The sequence below is a fragment of the Brevundimonas variabilis genome (assembly GCF_014199945.1).
GTDB lineage: Bacteria > Pseudomonadota > Alphaproteobacteria > Caulobacterales > Caulobacteraceae > Brevundimonas > Brevundimonas variabilis.
In genome coordinates this window covers 192,601-210,281 of the sequence record NZ_JACHOR010000003.1, presented here as the reverse complement: position 1 = coordinate 210,281, position 17,681 = coordinate 192,601, and the positions used below count along the sequence as shown (strand labels likewise).

Annotated in this window: 17 protein-coding genes; 10 read left to right on the top strand and 7 right to left on the bottom strand. The window is 60.6% G+C overall.

Going from position 1 to position 17,681, the window contains the following annotated elements; all coding sequences use genetic code 11:
* The first annotated feature begins 87 nt into the window (after window positions 1–87).
* Entirely contained in the window at window positions 88–849 is a 762-nt protein-coding gene (locus GGR13_RS09700; protein ID WP_183213332.1) for a transglutaminase-like cysteine peptidase, read from the top strand.
* Window positions 850–1,043: 194 nt separating this feature from the next.
* Window positions 1,044–1,430 carry a hypothetical protein gene (locus tag GGR13_RS09695; RefSeq protein WP_183213331.1) on the top strand — a complete coding sequence of 129 codons (387 nt, stop codon included), beginning with the start codon at window positions 1,044–1,046 and terminating at the stop codon, window positions 1,428–1,430.
* Here the strand turns inward: GGR13_RS09695 and GGR13_RS09690 are convergent.
* Window positions 1,427–1,762 carry a hypothetical protein gene (locus tag GGR13_RS09690; RefSeq protein ID WP_183213330.1) on the bottom strand — a complete coding sequence of 112 codons (336 nt, stop codon included), beginning with the start codon at window positions 1,760–1,762 and terminating at the stop codon, window positions 1,427–1,429. The genes GGR13_RS09695 and GGR13_RS09690 overlap by 4 nt on opposite strands.
* A 209-nt stretch (window positions 1,763–1,971) precedes the next feature.
* On the opposite strand from GGR13_RS09690, the gene GGR13_RS09685 reads away from it, so the two are divergent.
* Genes GGR13_RS09685 through GGR13_RS09665 form a run of 5 tightly spaced genes read left to right on the top strand, consistent with a single transcriptional unit; the run spans window position 1,972 to window position 8,407 of the window.
* Entirely contained in the window at window positions 1,972–2,466 is a 495-nt protein-coding gene (locus GGR13_RS09685) for a hypothetical protein (protein ID WP_183213329.1), read from the top strand.
* A gap of 31 nt (window positions 2,467–2,497) precedes the next feature.
* Window positions 2,498–3,727 carry an outer membrane beta-barrel protein gene (locus GGR13_RS09680; RefSeq protein WP_183213328.1) on the top strand — a complete coding sequence of 410 codons (1,230 nt, stop codon included), beginning with the start codon at window positions 2,498–2,500 and terminating at the stop codon, window positions 3,725–3,727.
* A 42-nt stretch (window positions 3,728–3,769) separates the two neighbouring features.
* Window positions 3,770–5,980: a GumC family protein gene (locus GGR13_RS09675; protein ID WP_246347786.1), complete on the top strand. Its 2,211-nt coding sequence runs from the start codon at window positions 3,770–3,772 to the stop codon at window positions 5,978–5,980.
* A gap of 10 nt (window positions 5,981–5,990) precedes the next feature.
* Window positions 5,991–7,442 (top strand): O-antigen ligase family protein, encoded by a 1,452-nt coding sequence (locus tag GGR13_RS09670; RefSeq protein WP_183213326.1) that lies wholly within the window; start codon window positions 5,991–5,993, stop codon window positions 7,440–7,442.
* Window positions 7,439–8,407: a glycosyltransferase family 2 protein gene (locus GGR13_RS09665; protein ID WP_183213325.1), complete on the top strand. Its 969-nt coding sequence runs from the start codon at window positions 7,439–7,441 to the stop codon at window positions 8,405–8,407. The genes GGR13_RS09670 and GGR13_RS09665 overlap by 4 nt, the downstream gene beginning before the upstream one ends.
* Before the next feature lie 111 nt (window positions 8,408–8,518).
* On the opposite strand, the gene GGR13_RS09660 is transcribed toward GGR13_RS09665, so the two are convergent.
* The 6 genes from GGR13_RS09660 to GGR13_RS09635 form a co-directional block, all read right to left on the bottom strand.
* Window positions 8,519–10,345 carry an ABC transporter ATP-binding protein gene (locus tag GGR13_RS09660; RefSeq protein WP_183213324.1) on the bottom strand — a complete coding sequence of 609 codons (1,827 nt, stop codon included), beginning with the start codon at window positions 10,343–10,345 and terminating at the stop codon, window positions 8,519–8,521.
* On the bottom strand, window positions 10,342–11,328 hold the full coding sequence (locus GGR13_RS09655; protein WP_183213323.1) for a phosphoenolpyruvate carboxykinase (ATP): 987 nt from the start codon (window positions 11,326–11,328) through the stop codon (window positions 10,342–10,344). The genes GGR13_RS09660 and GGR13_RS09655 overlap by 4 nt, the downstream gene beginning before the upstream one ends.
* Entirely contained in the window at window positions 11,325–13,187 is a 1,863-nt protein-coding gene (locus tag GGR13_RS09650) for an asparagine synthetase B family protein (protein ID WP_183213322.1), read from the bottom strand. Before GGR13_RS09650 ends, GGR13_RS09655 begins: the two co-directional genes overlap by 4 nt.
* Window positions 13,184–13,579 (bottom strand): lasso peptide biosynthesis B2 protein, encoded by a 396-nt coding sequence (locus GGR13_RS09645; protein ID WP_246347785.1) that lies wholly within the window; start codon window positions 13,577–13,579, stop codon window positions 13,184–13,186. Before GGR13_RS09645 ends, GGR13_RS09650 begins: the two co-directional genes overlap by 4 nt.
* 4 nt (window positions 13,580–13,583) lie before the next feature.
* Window positions 13,584–13,871, bottom strand: coding sequence for a PqqD family protein (locus GGR13_RS09640; RefSeq protein ID WP_183213320.1), 288 nt, complete (start codon window positions 13,869–13,871; stop codon window positions 13,584–13,586).
* Window positions 13,872–13,996: 125 nt separating this feature from the next.
* Entirely contained in the window at window positions 13,997–14,128 is a 132-nt protein-coding gene (locus GGR13_RS09635; protein WP_183213319.1) for a lasso RiPP family leader peptide-containing protein, read from the bottom strand.
* A 302-nt stretch (window positions 14,129–14,430) separates the two neighbouring features.
* On the opposite strand from GGR13_RS09635, the gene GGR13_RS09630 reads away from it, so the two are divergent.
* From GGR13_RS09630 to GGR13_RS09620, 3 genes are read left to right on the top strand one after another with little or no spacing between them, the layout of a single operon-like run.
* Complete coding sequence (locus GGR13_RS09630) at window positions 14,431–15,516, top strand: nucleotidyltransferase family protein (protein WP_183213318.1); 1,086 nt, start codon at window positions 14,431–14,433, stop codon at window positions 15,514–15,516.
* Window positions 15,513–16,649, top strand: coding sequence for a glycosyltransferase (locus GGR13_RS09625; RefSeq protein ID WP_183213317.1), 1,137 nt, complete (start codon window positions 15,513–15,515; stop codon window positions 16,647–16,649). The genes GGR13_RS09630 and GGR13_RS09625 overlap by 4 nt, the downstream gene beginning before the upstream one ends.
* Window positions 16,646–17,635, top strand: coding sequence for a glycosyltransferase family 2 protein (locus GGR13_RS09620; RefSeq protein WP_183213316.1), 990 nt, complete (start codon window positions 16,646–16,648; stop codon window positions 17,633–17,635). The genes GGR13_RS09625 and GGR13_RS09620 overlap by 4 nt, the downstream gene beginning before the upstream one ends.
* Window positions 17,636–17,681 lie beyond the last annotated feature (46 nt).

Genomic DNA, 17,681 nt, shown 5'->3' with positions numbered 1-17,681 from the left:
ACAGTTTGTTAGCGAGGCGTGGGTTAACGTTCGCTACAATCTAAAACCGGTCGCGAGGACAGAATGTCAAGCCGATCCCCAATTGTCATGTGCCTGATCACTGCCGCCGCTGCGATGTGGAACATCGGACCGGCATACGCTGAAGCAGACGGCCCTCGCACCCGTGCGCCACAAGCCTGGGGGGAACAGCCCGTTCAGCAGGCAACTGCGCCTCCCATGGGCCTTCTGGACTTCTGTGACCGTGAGCCCGTGGTTTGTGCAGGACCTTCAGAAAGCCTCAGCCAGGTCGCGCGGTCCGTCAGCGAGGCGCGAGGTCTGGCATGGCAGGAGCTTCTTCTCGGAGCTGGCAACAGAGCCCAGCCGGGCTCGATCCGGCAGCCCCGGGCCACCCGCGCCTCGACGCCCGGGAGCGGCGACCGGAACTTCCTTGGCGGTCTGGCGAGCGACACCCGGGAGCCCTCACTTGAAGAGTTCGCACGCGTAGAGACGATCAATGCGGCGCTGAACCGGTCCATCACGCCCGTCTCAGACAAGTCACTCTATGGTCGACCCGATGTCTGGGCCGTGCCCCGGATCCGTCGGGGTGCGCGCCTGGCCGGCGATTGCGAAGACTATGTCCTTGCCAAGCGCGAGGCCCTGATCCGGGCAGGGATCTCACCGGATCGTTTGTCCATCGCCCTGGCGCGCACACCGCAGGGCGAGGATCACGCAGTCCTGTTGCTGGCGTTCCCGGATGGGGATTATGTTCTCGACAACCGCGACAGTCGCGTCCTGCACTGGTCGCAGGCAAGACTTGTCTGGCAGGCACGCCAGCGGCCAGGAGACCTCCTGCAATGGATTCGACTGTAGCGAACCGCACGAGTTCCCGCGCTTCGCGACATCGTGGAATAAAGGTGGCAGGCACGACAGCCTGTCTGCTGATTGCCGGCCTGGCAGTCACGATTTCCCTTTCTTTACATCCAGCAACGGTGCCAACACGATCAGACCGTGTCGCTGCTGATGTCCTTCAGGCTCAGTCCCTGGATCCATCGGACGCGGAGCGCGTGTCTGCGCTGACGCAGGCCTCTCTCGCCCGACGCCCCCTGGATGGTGCGGCCCTGCTCAGGGTGGCCTACCTTTCGGCTCTGACGCGCGGGGAACTGGACCAGACGGCCAATCAAGCCATCCTGCGGTCTTATGCCGTGGAGCCTCTCGGATCAGAGATCACGCTCTGGCGCCTCGGTTTCGTCCTCGACCACTGGTCGAGTGCCTCTCAGGACGTCCGAAAGGCAGCGCTTGAAGAGTTTCGGGCGGTCTATCCACGCCGGTCCTGGGATTTTGATGCTCTGGCTCGGACAGCGCGTGATCCCGACGGTCGAATGGTCGGAAGTCTGACTGCGCGTCGGCTCAGGCGCACCATGGAATCGACAGCGCCAGAGCCGGCACCTTAGTGCAGCGTGCCGAGATACTTGCTCATATAGGTTGGCGCATAGTCGAAAATCTTGGACATACCCAAACCCATGACGGCAGCCGCGAAGCAGGCTGCTATCGCCCAAGCTAGGCGAACCCCGACCTGACGCATGCGAGCACGGGGTTTTCTGTCGACGGGTGGTGGGGAAACAAAGACTTCGCGGAAGACCATCCGCGGAACGAGCTTGGTTTCCTGCGGCGGAACGAACATGAGCCGCTTGGGCAGGGGTGCGGCGGCGGGGACTGGTGCGGGGGCCGATTCAGCCCCGACGTGATCCCTTATCCAGGTTCGACGAAATTCTTCGAGCGTCATGGGGCCGTTACAAATTGTCTGGCAGGCGCAGCACCTGGCTCTGTTTATGCAAGATTGCGCGAGAAATGCTATGACGGTCCCGAATGAAAACACAAGTGCGGGTGACCGGATTGCGTTTGACTGGGGCAAAATAGCCGAATTTCAGTGCGTCAGAGCCCATTTCCATGTCATGGGGGCGAGACGGACCGTGTCAGAGGGAGACAGATGCGATGAAGATGTGGATGAGCCTTGCGGTCGGCATTGGTCTGACCCTCTCGGTGCCCGCGGTAGCCGCTACCGGCATGTCGGCGGCACAGCAACGTGTGGCGGCAGCCAATACCATAACCGCGCTCGATCTGGCCGGTGTCATGGGGCGTTCGATCGACACAGCGCGGACGACAGCGGTCGCAGCGTCGTCTGAGGCCAGCATCATCGAGGCCCGGGTAACCGAGGCCCTGGAAGGCGACATCATCGAAAGCGCGGCTCCCGCCATTCTGGTGCAGGAAGCCTTGCGGCTGACGCTCGCCGCCCAGAGCTGCGCGCTCGTGGATCGCCAGCTGGGAACCTGGAACAGGTCCGGCTGTGCGGCGATCGACGATCTCCTGACAACGGTCACCACGGCCCTCGGTGGACCCGCCGCAGCCGGACCGACCGGCGGCATTGCCGGTGCTGGCAATGGCGCACCCCCGGCGAGCGCTTCCGGTTCCGACTACGCCCCCGACTAAACGTTCGCCCTCCAAAGCTCGAGACATCGTTATGAACTCCAAAGTCCTTCTCGCTACGTCGGGACTGTTCCTGCTGTCTGCGCCCTCAGTTACGGTGGCGCAGCAGACGGACCTGTTCGCCCGCGACCGCAATGTCGCCGTCACTCAGCGTGGACGGCCGGAGCTCGAGGCTCTTGGCATTCGCGCGGGCACGATGATGGTCTATCCCAAGCTTCAGGGAGACGTCGGCTACGACAGCTATGTGCGCTTCACGCCGTCGGTTGACGTCGAATCGGACTGGAGCCGCCATGCTCTGCGGGCCACGGCTGAAGCGGGGTTCACGCGTTACACCGACCTGACCGACGAAAACTCGGAAACATGGAAGGTCGGAGCATCCGGACGCGTAGATGTGCAGCGCGAAACCCAGCTTACCGGCGGCGCTGACTATGCCCGACTCTTCGAGCCACGGACGGCTTCCAATACCCCCCAGGCGATCGCGGACCCGATCGAATACGACGCCCGCTCCGGCTATGTGGGTGTCGCCCATGCGTTCAACCGCCTGCGAGCGACCGGACGCTTCGATATCGTCGAACTCGACTACGATGACGGCCGGTCGATCGGTGGCGCGGTGGTCGACCAGGACGACCGCGACCAGACCACCTACGAGACGCTTGCGCGGCTGGACTACGCGATCAGCCCCGCGACGGCATTGTTCGGGCGGGTTAGCTGGAACGACCGGCAGTTTGATGACGCAGGAAGTCTGCGGACGCCCAACCGCGACTCCAGCGGATTCAATGCCATCGTCGGCGCGAATTTCGAGCTTTCGAATCTCGTCCGGGGCGAGGCCGGGGTCGGCTATCTACAGCAGGAGTATGACAACCCGCTGTACGGAGAGCTCAGCGGACTGAGCGCCAATGCCCGACTGGAATACTTTGCTTCGCCGCTTCTCACACTCGGCCTGACGGGTGACCGTTCCGTCGGAGACTCCGGCATTGTTGGAACGGCCGGCTTCCTCAATACGACGCTTCAGGTGACTGCCGACTACGAACTGCGCCGGAACATCATCCTGGGGGCCCGGCTGGGCCGGACGGTCGAGGAGTTTGACACGATCGACCGCGAGAACGCCCGTGTCTTCGGGACCTTGCGAGCAACCTACCTCATGAATCGCCGGTTTGGCCTTACAGCCGCCTACGATTACGAGTCGCGCGAGTCTGATGGCCTGAACGCCATCAACGATTTCACAGCTAATCGCGTCCTAGTGTCTCTCGTCGCACAGTATTGATGCTCTGCGTCCAGCTAGCGGTAAGACGGTAAGATTATGACGATGATGAACGAGAGCTCCACTGCGTCCGCTCGCGGTGGCAGCGATCTCTTCAACCTGCGAAATCTGCTGGCGATTTTTCGCAGGCGCATGCGGCTGTTCGGCGGCATTGCGCTCGCGATCTTCCTCGTTGCCCTGCTGGTGACGATGCAGGCGACGCCGCGCTATTCGTCTGAAGCCCGCGTGATGTTCAATACACGCCAGGAAAACGTCATGGCCTCGACCGAGGTCCTGTCGGAACTGCCGATCGAGTCCGGCGTGATCGATACCGAGGTCGAAGTCCTGCAATCGCGCGGACTGGCACGCCAGGTCGCCACCAATCTTCGCCTCGAGAATGACCCCGAGTTCAACTGGGCCCTCAGGCCCCCGTCGAGCCTCGACCAGCTGTTTGCGCGTCTTCAGGGCCAGACCCTGCCACGGCCGGAGCTCCCCCGCACGCCTGAGGACATCGAAGCCGGCCGCGAGCGAGCGACATCCGCACTTCGAGGCGGGCTGAGCGTGCGACGGTCGGGTCTGACCTACATTGTCGGTGTCGGCTTTACATCGCTTGATCCCGAGAAGTCGGCGCGGATCGCCAATGCCTTTGCCGAGCAGTACATCCTGAACCAGGTTGAAGCCAAATACTCGGCCACCAATCAGGCGAACACCTTCCTGAGCACCCGACTCAACGAGCTGCGTGCCGAGGTTCTTGCGGCCGAGACCGCGGTCGAACAGTACCGTGTCGCAAACAACCTTCTGAGCTCGTCCGGGACGACCCTGACCGAGCAGGAAATCTCGACCTACAACCAGCAACTCGCGACCGCGAGGGCGGATCAGGCGGTCGAAGAAGCGCGTCTTCGGACAGCCCGGAACCAGCTCGCCCGGGGCTCGATCGGTGACGATGTGGGTGAGGCCCTGCAGTCTTCGGTGGTCTCCCAGCTGCGCGGGCAGCGCTCTACGGTCGCAACGCGTGTTGCTGACCTGGAAGCCAACTACGGTCCACGCTATCCCGAGCTCATCCGTGCCCGCCAGGAACTGGCTGCGATCGATGGCCAGATTGCCGCTGAAATCCGGCGGGTTATCTCCAACCTCGAGGCTCGCGCGCAGGTCGCTCGTGATCGTACGGCTTCGGTGCAGTCGACGCTCGGACGGGCGCGGGGCACGCTGGCCGGTAACAATGCCGCCAGCGTCCGGCTCAACGAGCTGGAGCGCAATGCCGAGTCTGTCAGGACCCTCTATGAGGGCTTGCTGGAGCGCTATCAGGAAACGTCTGCCCAAGCGGGTGGTGCCACTGCTGACAGCCGGATCGTTTCCGAAGCGCGTGCCAACGGCAGCCCGACATCGCCTAATGTGCCAGTCAACCTCGCGCTGGGCTTCATCCTGGCCATGGCGGCCGGATTGATCGTCGTTGTTTTCGTCGAGATGCTGGACGACGGTCTGCTGACCGCTGAGGATATCGAGAGCCGCCTCTCGCTCCAGACCCTCGGGTCCATCCCGCTGCTGATGTCGATTGCAGAAGGCAAGGACCGCAAGCTCCTGCCAACCGATTATCTGATTGCGCGCCCCCTGTCGGGGTTTGCCGAAGCGTTCCGTAATCTGCGAACCTCGATCCTGTACGCGCGGGTAGGGGATCCGGTGAAGGTCATCGCCATCACCTCGGCCCTTCCGGGAGAGGGCAAGACAACAACAGCGGTCTGCCTTGCGATCTCTGGTGCCAAGGCTGGCGCGCGTGTGGTGATCGTGGACTGTGATATCCGTCGCCGCAACGTCAGCAAGCTCCTCGGGGTCGAAGCCGAGGTAGGCCTGCTCGATGTGCTCGATGGCAAGGTCGCCCTGAAGGACGCGCTTCTGCAGGGCGAAAATTCGGGTGCCTGGGTTCTGCCCATCGCCTATCGCGAGTTCACGCCCCAGGAAGTGTTCAACACCGACGCCATGGGCAAGCTGCTCGACCAGCTCCGTGCCGAGTTTGACCTGGTCATTCTTGATACCGCTCCGGTGCTCGCCATCGCCGAGACCCGGGTGCTCGCCAGCCGATCCGATGCGGTGGTCTTCCTCACGCGCTGGCGCAAGACGCCGGCGAAGGCGGCCGATGCCGCTCTCAAGGCCCTGGAGCAGTCCGATGCCTATGTCGCGGGCGTGGTGCTGACCCAGGTCGATGTCAACCAGCAGTCCCGCTATGGCTATGGCGACCCGGGCTACTACTACTCGTCCGTCAAGAAGTACTACACGGCCTGAAAGCATAACCATGTCTCGTTCGACCCGAACGTTGGCAGAGAGCTTGAAGGAACATGCACTGACGTTGTCGGTGCCAGTGCTTGTCACAGGAGCACATCTTGCGGGTGGTGCCAGCGGACAGTTTGAAGCGACGCTCCTCACGGCTGTGATCGCCCTGATCGGGGCTTATGGCTTCGTGCGCGGGCGGGTGGGGCTGACCACGGCGTACTGGCGCGATTTGCGAGGGCCCGCTGTGGCCTTCGCTGGCCTGCTCGTTCTCGCGGTGGTGTCTGTTATTCCAGGCTCGGACTGGCTGGCGTCGGGGTGGATTGCCGAGCGGGCGGGGCTGAATACGCTGTCGATCGATCCCGAGGCGACCTGGGTCGAGATCGTCAAGCTTCTCGGCTTGCTGGTGATCTTCCTTCTCGCCTACCGCCATGCCTCGACGGCCGAGCGCATGACGAGCACCCTGCACCGCCTTGTCTGGCTGACCGTCGGCTGGGCTCTCTGGGCGCTGATCCTGTTTGCCATGTCGGCCCGGTCCGTAGACGGGATCGCGCGCCTGACGGGGACCTTTGTCAGCCCCAATGTCGCCGCCTGCGTCCTCTCGCTTGGACTGCTGTGCTGGATGACCCTGATCGACCGACAGCTTCAGTCCCGCAAGGGGGCGCTGAATGCCGGATTGCTGACCTCAGTAGCGGCGGGCGTTATCCTGGCCGGGACGCTGCTGCTTACAGCCTCCCGTTCCGCGATCCTGATCATGGCGCTCCTTGGGGCGATCTGGGCGGGCAGGCGGGTCTGGACCTGGCTGACTCACCGTTCCGTCTTGCGGGGCAGGAGGCTGCTTCTGACCGGGCTCGTCCTCGGCGGTCTGCTGGTCGTTGCCTACAGTGCGAGCGCCGTTCTCCTTCGGATGGGGTCGGTCGGAGAGGAGGTTACGAACCGCAGCGTCATAATGGCCACCTATGCCGAAGCCGTGTCGGCAAACCCGGTGTTTGGTCAGGGACTGGGAACCGTCCCGCGGATTTCCCGGCTTCTCCTGACGCCGGAAAATGATGGCGTGATGTGGAACGTGCGGGCTGTCCACAATCTGGCACTGCAATGGATCCTCGAGGCGGGCGTCGTTGGACTCCTTATGGCCCTGATCGGCGGCGTATGGCTTGTGCTTGTCACCGTTGCTCGTCTGAGGCCAGACATGCGTACAGCCATGCTTCCACTGTTCATGGTTTCGGGGTTCATGCTGCTTCAGGGCATGGTCGACTACCCGGCCCAGATTTACTCAGTTGCTCTGGTCTGGGCCTTTCTTCTGGGGCTAGTCTACAGGGCGGCTACGTCCTGGGCCGGTATCGACGCCAAAGGTCCAATTCGACATCAACAACGTCGCACGGGTGTCTCGCCACGAGAGACGAAACACGATACCCAGAAGCCTATTCGTCGAGAGCTCCCGGGCAAACGCGCGGGACGAGCCGTTCGGCACGGATGAAGCCTGAAGTGCACGCCAACGTCCCGTCCACCGTCGCCGTCATGATTGCGGCCTATAACGCCGAGACCACGATCGCGCGGGCCGTCCGGTCCGCACTGGCCGAGCCCGAGGTCTCCGAGGTCTGGGTCATCGATGATGTTTCCAGCGACGACACCGCGAACGTGGCGCTTCAGGCTGATGACGGAACCTCGCGGTTGAAGGTTCTGCGCCAGGAGGTCAATGGCGGCCCGGCCGCTGCCCGGAACCGGGCACTGGCATTGTGTACGGCGAAATGGGTCTGTGTGCTGGACTCAGACGACTATTTCCTGCCGGGCCGTATCGGCCGCCTGCTCGCTGTCTCGGGCGACGTGGAAATGATCGCAGATGAGCTGATCCGGGTCACCCTCGACGAGGAGCCCGAGGCCCTGACGCCTGATCCGCAAGTCGGAGCCCTGACCGAGATCGACCTTGCCTCATTCATAGCCGGAAACATCAGTCGCCGCGGACAGTACCGGCAGGAACTTGGCTTCATCAAACCGCTGATGGACCGTGGTTTTCTCGCCAAGAACAGCCTCGCATACGACACCGGCTTGCGGCTTGGTGAAGACTACCACCTTTATGCAAGAGTGCTTGCGGCAGGGGGGAAACTGCGTCTGGCAGGACCTCTGGGTTATGTCGCTGTCACACGGGAAGATTCCCTGAGTGGTCGCCACTCCATCGACGACCTTCTTGCGCTGCGGAACAGCGACCGGAACCTGATGCAACTCGATGGCTTGTCGCAGGAGGCGCGCAGCGCCCTGCAGCGGCATTACCTCGGCATTGACCAACGACTCCAGTGGCGGCGTCTGATCGAGGCCGTCAAGTCACATGACGTGGCCGGGGCGATCTCGACCCTGACGTCGGCGCAGGTTGCTGGATATCTGGCAGTACAGCTCGCGGAGCAGGGCTGGTTGAGAACCGTGGGTCGCCTGCGTACGCCCAGCTAGACTGGTGTCGTCTGAATGACGAGGCAGATCTGATAAAAACTCTGGAACGGGCAAAGCCAATGAAGTCATTGTCCTTGCAACCGCCGACCCAGGGATAACACCGACAACGGCTTACTGCGTGCTGGCGTTTTCACCCGCGATCAGGCGAGACAGTTGGCTGTCCTCATTGGCCGCGAAGGCTGAAAAGGGCCCGGTTTCAACAACTTTCCCGTCGACAATCGCCACGACCCAGTCAGCGAAGCCGATCATTGAAGGCCGGTGTGCAATCGTGATGACCGTCATTGTGCCCCTCAAGGACTCAATGGCGTGCGCGATAAGGGCCTGATTTTGCCAATCCAGCGCGCTGGTGGCTTCATCAAGAATGAGAACCTCCGGCGTTGTCAGCAATGCCCTTGCGAGGGCAATCCGCTGTCGCTCTCCGCCTGACAGGCGAAGTCCGTCTTCGCCAACCTCGGTTTCCAGGCCGGCCGTCAGTTTGCGGACGAGATCGCCCGCCTGGGCCTGATCGAGGGCGTGCCACATTTGAGCTTCTGATGCGTCGGGACGGGCGAACAGGAGATTCGCCCGCACCGTATCATTTGCCAGATAGGCGTCCTGGGGCACGTAGGCGACGCCGCTGCGCCAAGCCCGCCCAAGAGTGCTGGTCAAATCGGCACCATCGATCCGGATCGAACCTTCAGTCGGTTCAAGGAGACCCATCATCAGATCCGCAACAGTGCTCTTGCCGCTACCGGAGGCACCAATCAGGGCCGTGATCTGTCGAGCAGGGACAACGAAATTGACGCCGTCGAGAACGGGAGCAGTATCCGCGTTGTAGCGGAACGTGACGTCGTCAAATGCGATTTCGTTCCGCAGGCCCAGCTTGCCATCTTCCGTTGCTGACGGAACGTCCTGATCATTCCTGTAGCCGGCGATCACGGCCGCAACGTTGTCATATCCGCCAACGTTGATGATGATCTCCTGATAATCGGATTGAAGGTTTGCGAACCTCGGAGCGATTTTCATGAAAAGGAAAAGCAGCACCGCTATCTGTTCGATCGGCAGTTTCACGAAAACCACAGCGCCATATATGAATGCGGCAGCACCCACAGCGCTGAAAATCTGGAACAGATAGGGCGGCAGAGCCTTGACGCGAGCCAGTCTCTTCAGGTCGCCTGTTATCTGCGAAGAATTGCCCGTGAAAGCCTCGACATACCGATCTTCGGCATTCAGGCTTTTGACAACCTTCAGCCCGTTTAGAAATTCGCCAATCGTGCGGTACTGGGCCTGTCGTTGCTTACTGAGCCTTTCACCGTATCTTGACGCAAAGGTCCGGAGCGGATGCAGGAAGATTACGAACAGCCCGCCAAAAATCACCGCTGCAGCAGTCATGGTCGGTGAGACGAAGAGTGCCAGCGCTATGTAGAGCGTCAGCATGACGATGGCCTGAACCGAGAAAAGCAGACAACTCAGAACGACATGGACGCGATCAACATCCATCGTCATGACGTGCGTGATGTCTGCATGCCTTCCCATCATGATCGCCTGCCATCGGGCATATCCGACGGTTTCGAAAAGTTGGGTCCGCATCAGATGGGCAGCATTGAGGGTCGTGTCGACAATCGCAATATTGCTCAAACGCGCGAGTGCACCCTGAAGCGCAACAGCAATCACGAGCAAGCTCAAGAGTGGCAGAAGACCGATCTGAATGTCGGGTATGTCGGAAATGCCAGGCAGCATTGAGCTGATGGAGATATCCACTTCGGTGGCACCGGGCATCAGCCCTGCAAGGATTGGTATCACGAGCAGGATCGAAAAACCTTCGGTCAGTCCGGCAGCAAACAGCAGTCCCAGAGACAGGACGGCCCGTGACCGCGTGAATGGCCAAACAAACTTTGCGACCCGCCAGATGCGTTTGGCCTGGCCGGAAGCGCTATGGATGCCGGTCTCGACGCTCATGGCTGGGCCGTAGCTTCACCCGATCTGTCCCGCAGAAATCCGTCCAGCCGATCAAGACCGGCCAGATCGGATGGCACTGTCAGTCTGCTGACCGGAATGGCGCGCGTAACGGCAGCACACCAGTGGAGAAACTCGGCAGCCTGCGCACCTTTGAACATTTCTGATCCAAATCGAGCGAGATAGGAGTATCGCATCAGGGACGTCAGGGCTGCGCTGCTCGTCAGGGCTTCTGCTCCCAGGTCTCCTCGCTCCAGGATAAAGATATCCGAGACGGATATGGGTGTTGTGTCGAACGGCGCTTCAAACACGTACCGGTGCTTGTCATAGGTTTCAAAAGGTCTGTCGAGGACCCGCGATTCAGGCAGCCGCATGTGATCGGTTGCCTCCTGAGACAGTTTCACCTGAGCATGCCCGGGCAGGAGGCAGACGCTGCCGTCGGACATGCGATTCAGCGCGACAACATCGTCTGTGAGGATGGCGCGTCCAGCAGATGCCAGTGACGCCGCCGTCGTTGACTTTCCGGCTCCCTTGTCACCCAGGAAAACCACAGCCTTTTCGCCGATCTTCACGGCGCTCCCATGCAGCACCATCATGCCACGGCGATGCAGGAGAACGGCCATGACAATCCCGAGGAGCGGCAAGGACGCAAGGTCAGGGCCGACGCCCGGATTGAGGTCACATTCAATCCGGCGATTGCCTACGATCCGGAATGTTCCCACCTGGAGCCAGTAGAGATAATCTGTCCCATCCGGAGTTTCGTGAAGCGCAAAATCGAACGGGTTATCCTCCACCCCGAACGGACATTTGCCAGCCTCCTGAACGATTTCGAGGTCAACCGCGTCGGCAGGATCTATGGCCGCGGCCATGAGTTCGGCAATCGGCATGGTCGAGCGAATGTTCAAACCGAACGCACGATAGTGATGATGCACAGCGATCTGTTCCGACTGAGGGATGGGGCTTTGGTGGCTGTCAGATAAGCTCATTCGACGACCCTGATCCCGTTCTGATCTGCGTAGGATAACCATTCCGCAACAGCGGTGGCTCGCCAAAGAATGTTCACATCGTTTCCGTCGGCATTGGCCCCCGACTGGATGATGCGTTCGCGAGCACTGGCGATGACGGGCAGGTTCATGTACCGCGACAACCGGTCAGCTTCATCCTGAAACCGCTGGGCTGAAGCGGCTGGGCTGGACTTCAGGCCTCGCGCAAAATGATGATTGAAATCATGCTTGTCCTGGCGCCAGCGGATTAAGTCGGGCAATCGGTCTGCCATCGCATCTCGCATGATGCGACGCGTGTGGCCCCCTTTCAGCTTCTCGCTGGCGGGGACGGACAGCATGAATTCGATCAGTCTCTCGTCCCAGAACGGAGACCGGGCTTCATGGCCCCGTCCCGCAGCATCCCTGTCCAGAACTTCGAGGACATGCTGCTGGCCCGGCCAGCCCAGGACGGCCATGTGTTTGGCTCTGGCGGATGGCCGGGGCCCTCCGTCGACACTGTCCGCAGCAGATCCAGCCAGCTTCGTCGCCAGTCGGTCGCTCAGGATAGATGGGGCTGCGCTCGCAAGATCGGATCGGCGGGCGAAACGCTTCAGCAGCTTTTTGACCAACCATCCGCCCCGACCGTAGAGAGCGTAAAAATCGACCAGGGCCCTGATAGGGTTGGCGCCCGCCATGAGGCTCGCACCCTTCACCTCGGTCCAGAATTGACGCCATCGTCCCTGCTCGGCGAGTTCATCGAGGCGCTCGTAGCCATGCGAAATGACCTCGTCGCCGCCATGTCCATCGAGAACCACGGTCCCAGGCGGGAGTCCCTCGAGCAGTGACCTGCCCATGCCGAGTCCTCCCGTTTGAAAAAGGCCGTCCTGACGAGAAAGCAGTTCGGAGAAATTCTCGAAAGGGTCTTCGGTTTCAAGATCAAGAAAATGCGGGTCATAGCTCCCGAGGTCGAGGAGTGACTGGATATAGCTGCGCTCCGATAGATCGGGATACTTGTCGAAGACCAAGGAGAAGGTCGACACTGGCGGGTCCCCGTGGCCTCGATACTTGGCCATGGTCGCTGCCACGGCAGACGAGTCCAACCCTCCGCTGAGCGTAACGGCAGTCGGGCTGTCCTTTGGCGCTCGACGATTGACGGCGTCCGTGAAGAGCTCTGCCAGAGTCGTGTGGGGCGTGGTGGAAATGGTTTGTGGCGGGAGTTGCCACGTCCAATAGGGGGCGGGCGTGGCTTCGTTGCTACCGGCTCGTACCACCATCTGGTGCCCGCCCGGAAGGCGATGAATGGTGGTGAACATGGTCTCACTGACCTGAGGCATCCTGCCGGAAAGAAACTCGGCAATACGCAGTTCCGGGCTTTCGCGGGCAACCTCGGGCAGGGCCAGAAGGGCCTTGACCTCTGACGCAAAAGCAAACCATCCGTCGCCAATGGTATAGACCAACGGTCTGACGCCGAATCTATCACGGGCAAGAAAAAGCTCTGATTTGTCTTCATCCCAGAAGGCAAAAGAGAAATCGCCGTGAATGTGAGTGACGCAGTCGGCGCCCCATGTCTGATAGGCGTTTGACAATACGGCGTCGTCACTGGCGTTGCAGCCAAGGATTTCAGCCAGTTCATTCCGATTATCGAGCCGCAAGTCGGCAATCGACACAAGATTCGCGCCGCTGCACTTGATCGGCCATGTATCAGAGACTGGTCCCCCCAGGCCAAACGCCGCGAGCCTGGACTGATAAAGTCCATGGATCTTGTCCGTGCGCTTCCCCATGGCTGTGAGCATGCGCTCCACATGGTCAGCGTCCACGGGCGTCCCGTTTGTGGACACCAGCCCGGCAATGCCCCGGATCATTGGCCTGGTCTCAGTTCGGTCAGTGTGACGAATTCGTCCCGGTCAGGACTGTCGCCAAGAATTATGGCGTCACCGCTCATCAGCGTCGCGTGAGCCCTGAACCCGCCCTTAGCCGACTTGGCCACACCGATCCGGATACGACAGTCCAGCTTCAGAAGGGCAAGGAAAAGATAACCCGTCAGTGCCTGGGGAAGGCAGGTTGCGCCCGGCACCTTCCGGGATGCCCAGTCGACATGAGAGAAGATCTGGACCTGACGCCACCGCGGAGCAACCGTCAGCCCGCCCCTGGGCATGTATCGCTGGATGGTTCTGTAAGGAAAAACCTTGAGGGCCACGACAAAGACCGCAAGGCAGAAAAGAGAGACTACGCGCCAGCCAAATCGGTTTGCCAAGGTGTTAGACAGCGGACCCAACCTGCGACGTCACGAGTTTACGCTCAAGAAGCTGCGCCATAAGCTGTTCCAGATCAGGACGACAGATGTCTTCGGAAACATCAAACGTGGTTTCGACGATCTTGCACAGTTGCCCGATCGTTTGCGGCATCGACAGATGCTCCCAAACAACGAGACCAACAGTATTGAGCCCGAAATATCGGCTCGTATCAAGATCGAGCAACACGGATCCTCCATCCAGCTCACAAGCAACGACGGAAGGTTTTTTTTCGTACGTCTTAGACATGGTCATTTCGAGCGCCTTGTTTGCGTTGCGCAGGACAAAGCAAAACTGATGCCAAAAAAAACGGGGCTGTTAAGCCCCGTTTTCCTACTCAGTGCCATCCCCCCGGCGCAAGCCGATGGGAACAAGCCGTCCTAGCTCAGGATGGGCTGCAGTTGGCCTTGCAGAGCGCGGAAGTCGCCGCGCGTGCCGGTGAAGGCCGACTGGGTGATTTCTTCGAAGGTGCCGAGGTCGGTCACTTTCGGGGCTTCGTAGGTCTTGGTCATAGGTTTTTCCTGTCTGTACAGAGGTTTAGCAGTCTAGACATTTAGCTTAAGCGCGCAGGCTGTCAAGCCAGCGTTTACACTTTAGCAAGAACTGCGCCGAAAGCGCCAATCTTTCCCCAAGCGCGCGAAAAAATTTTGTTCAAGATTGGGCGGTTGCCCGAAACGGTGATCAATGGGAAGGAGTTGTTAGCGATGGCCAGAGTGTCGGTCGACCTTTTCTTTTAGGGATAGTGGCTGCCTTGGACACTCAGGAGCGCTCGTTTGACGAAGGGCAGTCCAGGCTGGGTTTTGGTCCAGGGGTGATGACCAAAGATTTGTTGATTCAATACGTCCGGCAAGGCCTCGGGTTGCCGGGGCCCGAGCCACGGGCACCTCATTCATCGGAATGGGATAGTCTTTGTGATGCGATGATGCAGCACAGGGTCGGAGGGCTCGTGCTGCGAGCCCTGACCGAAAATGGCGTCGCATTGCCGCCACACATCGCGCAATGGTTCAGCGCCTGGCAGAACATGACCACCCGGTGGGGAGGCGCAAACCTCCTGACCATGCGAAAGATATTGCCGCAACTGGAGGCAGCGGGCATCCCGGTTATCGTCTTCAAGGGTGCCGTGCTTCAACAGATGGCCTACGGGTCGATGTTCCATCGTCCCTCTTCAGATCTTGATCTCCTCGTCGACCTTGCTGACTTCGACAGGGCAGGGCAACTGCTCGCTGGCGTTGAGTATAAGCTCTCTCCGGTTTGTCGGTCCCTGTGGTGGAAACTGGGCCTCGGTGAGCAACATTTTGACTCCGTCGATCTGGCCGCAGTCACGCTCGACCTTCACCACAGGGTCCAGCAGCCTGGCTGTCCACTGCCACAACATCCTGCACGTTTCTTCGATCAGCGACACGACGTGATCTTGGCCGGACAGCCTGTGCCGACGCTGTCGCTTGTACACTCAGCGCTCCTTGCGGCGATGAGTTGTGCAAAGGCTCTTCACCATCGCGAACCGGCGTTGCGCTACATTCTCGATCTGGTTGCTCTTGTGCATGGGCCTTCACGGGTCCCTTGGCGCGATATCATGCTGGAAGCCGAGCTGCAGGGCCTAGCCAATACGCTTCGGCTGGCGACGCGGGGTGCCAAGCTGATCCTTGGGCCTGCAGTCCTGCCCGATGCCGAGCATGCAGCGATCCTGACGCGGGTTTCAGATGCTACGCTTGGCGAAATGATCATTTGTCCCGATGACCCATCCATCGTTTGGCCCAAACGGCGAGATCTCCTCTTCAATCTCGTGGATCGAAAGTCACAGTTCATCGCTGATCTGGCCGCAATGGTCGGGAGCGATCTGCTCCGCCGCGCAGCCGGGACGGCCGGCCCAGGTCGGGACCACGAGGGCAATCGCACGTGAGTGTCGAAACGCCAGTGCTGTCTTCGATCGCCTATCTCGTTCCTGACCTCACTGATCCGGCAGTCCGTCGGAGAGTGATCATGCTCGAAGCAGGGGGCGCAAAGGTGCTGACGGCCGGATTTCATCGCCGACCGATCGCCACCAGTGACCCCAAGGTCTTCGGATTAGGGACCACAGCCGATGGTGCCTTTGCACAGAGGGCTGTGAAGGTTGCTTCCTGGATCCTGAAGCCTGTCCGCCTCCGCGATCTTGTCCGCGATGCGGATATCGTGATCGCCAGGAACCTTGAGATGTTGCTGCTGGCTTGGGTAGCGCTCCTAGGGCGCTCGCGGGTACCGCTGCATTACGAGTGCCTTGATGTTCACCGTTTGATGTTGGGGACCGGCCTCGCTTCCCGATGCCTGAGGAGCCTCGAACAGTTCCTGCTAAAGCGAGTTTCGCGCGTGATTGTCAGCTCACCCGCGTTCGAACGAAACTATTTCAGCGTCCAGTATCCTGGCCAGGCCAATTGCCTCCTGATCGAGAACCGGCTGGTGTCACTGGAAGGTGAGGGTGCGATGCCGAACACCGCTCCCATGGCAGCACCCCCCTGGATTGTCGGATGGTTTGGCATGCTTCGGTGCCGCAAGTCTCTGACTCTGCTTTCTGAAATGGCAGCGGCATCAGCCGGCCGGATTGAAGTTCTGATATCCGGCCGGCCGTCCCCTGCGGTCTTTGACGATTTTGAAAGGGAGGTCGCCGACCTGCCCGGCATCCGCTTTGGCGGCGAGTACACGGCGGCCGATCTTCCAAGCCTTTACGAGCAGGTTCATTTTGTCTGGGCGATTGATTTTTTCGAAGAGGGATTGAACTCCTCGTGGCTCTTGCCAAACCGCCTCTATGAAGGTGGGGCATTCAATCGCCCCATTATCGCGTTGGCTGGCTTGGAGACGGCCAGATGGCTGGAGGCGAGGGGAGCAGGACTGGTCCTGGACAATGCGAGCGACCTCAGGGACCGGTTGGTTCAACTCTCTCCGCTCGAATACGAAGCCTTGGTGGTGGCGGCGACTGAAATACCGAGGTCTGACCTGATCTGCGATCGGGAGACCTGTCGGAGTCTCGTTTCGGCACTGGCAGGACGTGTCGCAGCATGAGTGCCGATGGTCTCCTGATCGTTATCCCGTGCCTGAATGAGGCCCGGCACTTGCCGCATCTGTTGGAACAACTTCGTTCGCAGAATAGCCCCGACGATTTGATCATCGTGGCCGATGGCGGCAGCACGGACGGCAGCCAGGATATAGTCCTTAAGCAGGGGGCGCTCGCCCGGAACATCCGGCTTCTGCACAATCCCGCCCGGCTTCAGTCCGCCGGTGTGAACGCAGCAGCGCACCAATATGGATCCGGGCGTCAGTACCTCATTCGTATCGATGCACATGCGCGCTACCCGGATGACTATGCCGCTGGGCTGGCATTCATTGCCCAGAAGCACGCAGCGGACTCAGTTGTCGTCCCGATGAAAACGGTTGCTGAAACGTGTTTCCAGCGAGCGGCTGCGACCGCCCAGAACAGTCGCATCGGCACGGGCGGTGCGGCCCACCGAATGGGCGGGCAGGGGGGGTGGGTTGACCATGGTCACCACGCCCTTTTCCGGCTCGATCGTTTTCTCGCGCTCGGTGGCTACAACGAGAGCTTTTCTCATAACGAGGATGCAGAGTTCGATCTTCGGTTGACGAAAAGTGGGGGCCGGATCTGGCTGGAGCCTGAACTGGCAATCGAATATCTACCCCGCCGAGCAATCGCGCCCTTGTTCCGGCAGTATGTGAACTACGGCCGTGGGCGTGCCAGAACGCTGGCTCTCCATCGGCAACGTCTGCGGCCAAGACAGGCCCTTCCTCTTCTGGTTCTGCCTGCTGTGGTCGCTGCCGTCATTGGGATCCCTTTGGCGACCGTTTTGCCGGTCTCAGCACTCCTCGCGTTTCCCGCTCTGGCCTGGGCTACGGCTTCGATTGTCGGGGGCGTGGTGGCCAGCGTGACGGCAGGGCCAAGCCTGTGCGGATTGCTGTCTGGCTTTGCCGCAATGGCTATGCATCTCGGATGGTCGATCGGCTTTTGGCGGGAGCGGATGAGCCGCCGCCCCTGATGCTGCGGTGAACTGACCCGAAAGGTCCATTGAGGTCAGTTCACTG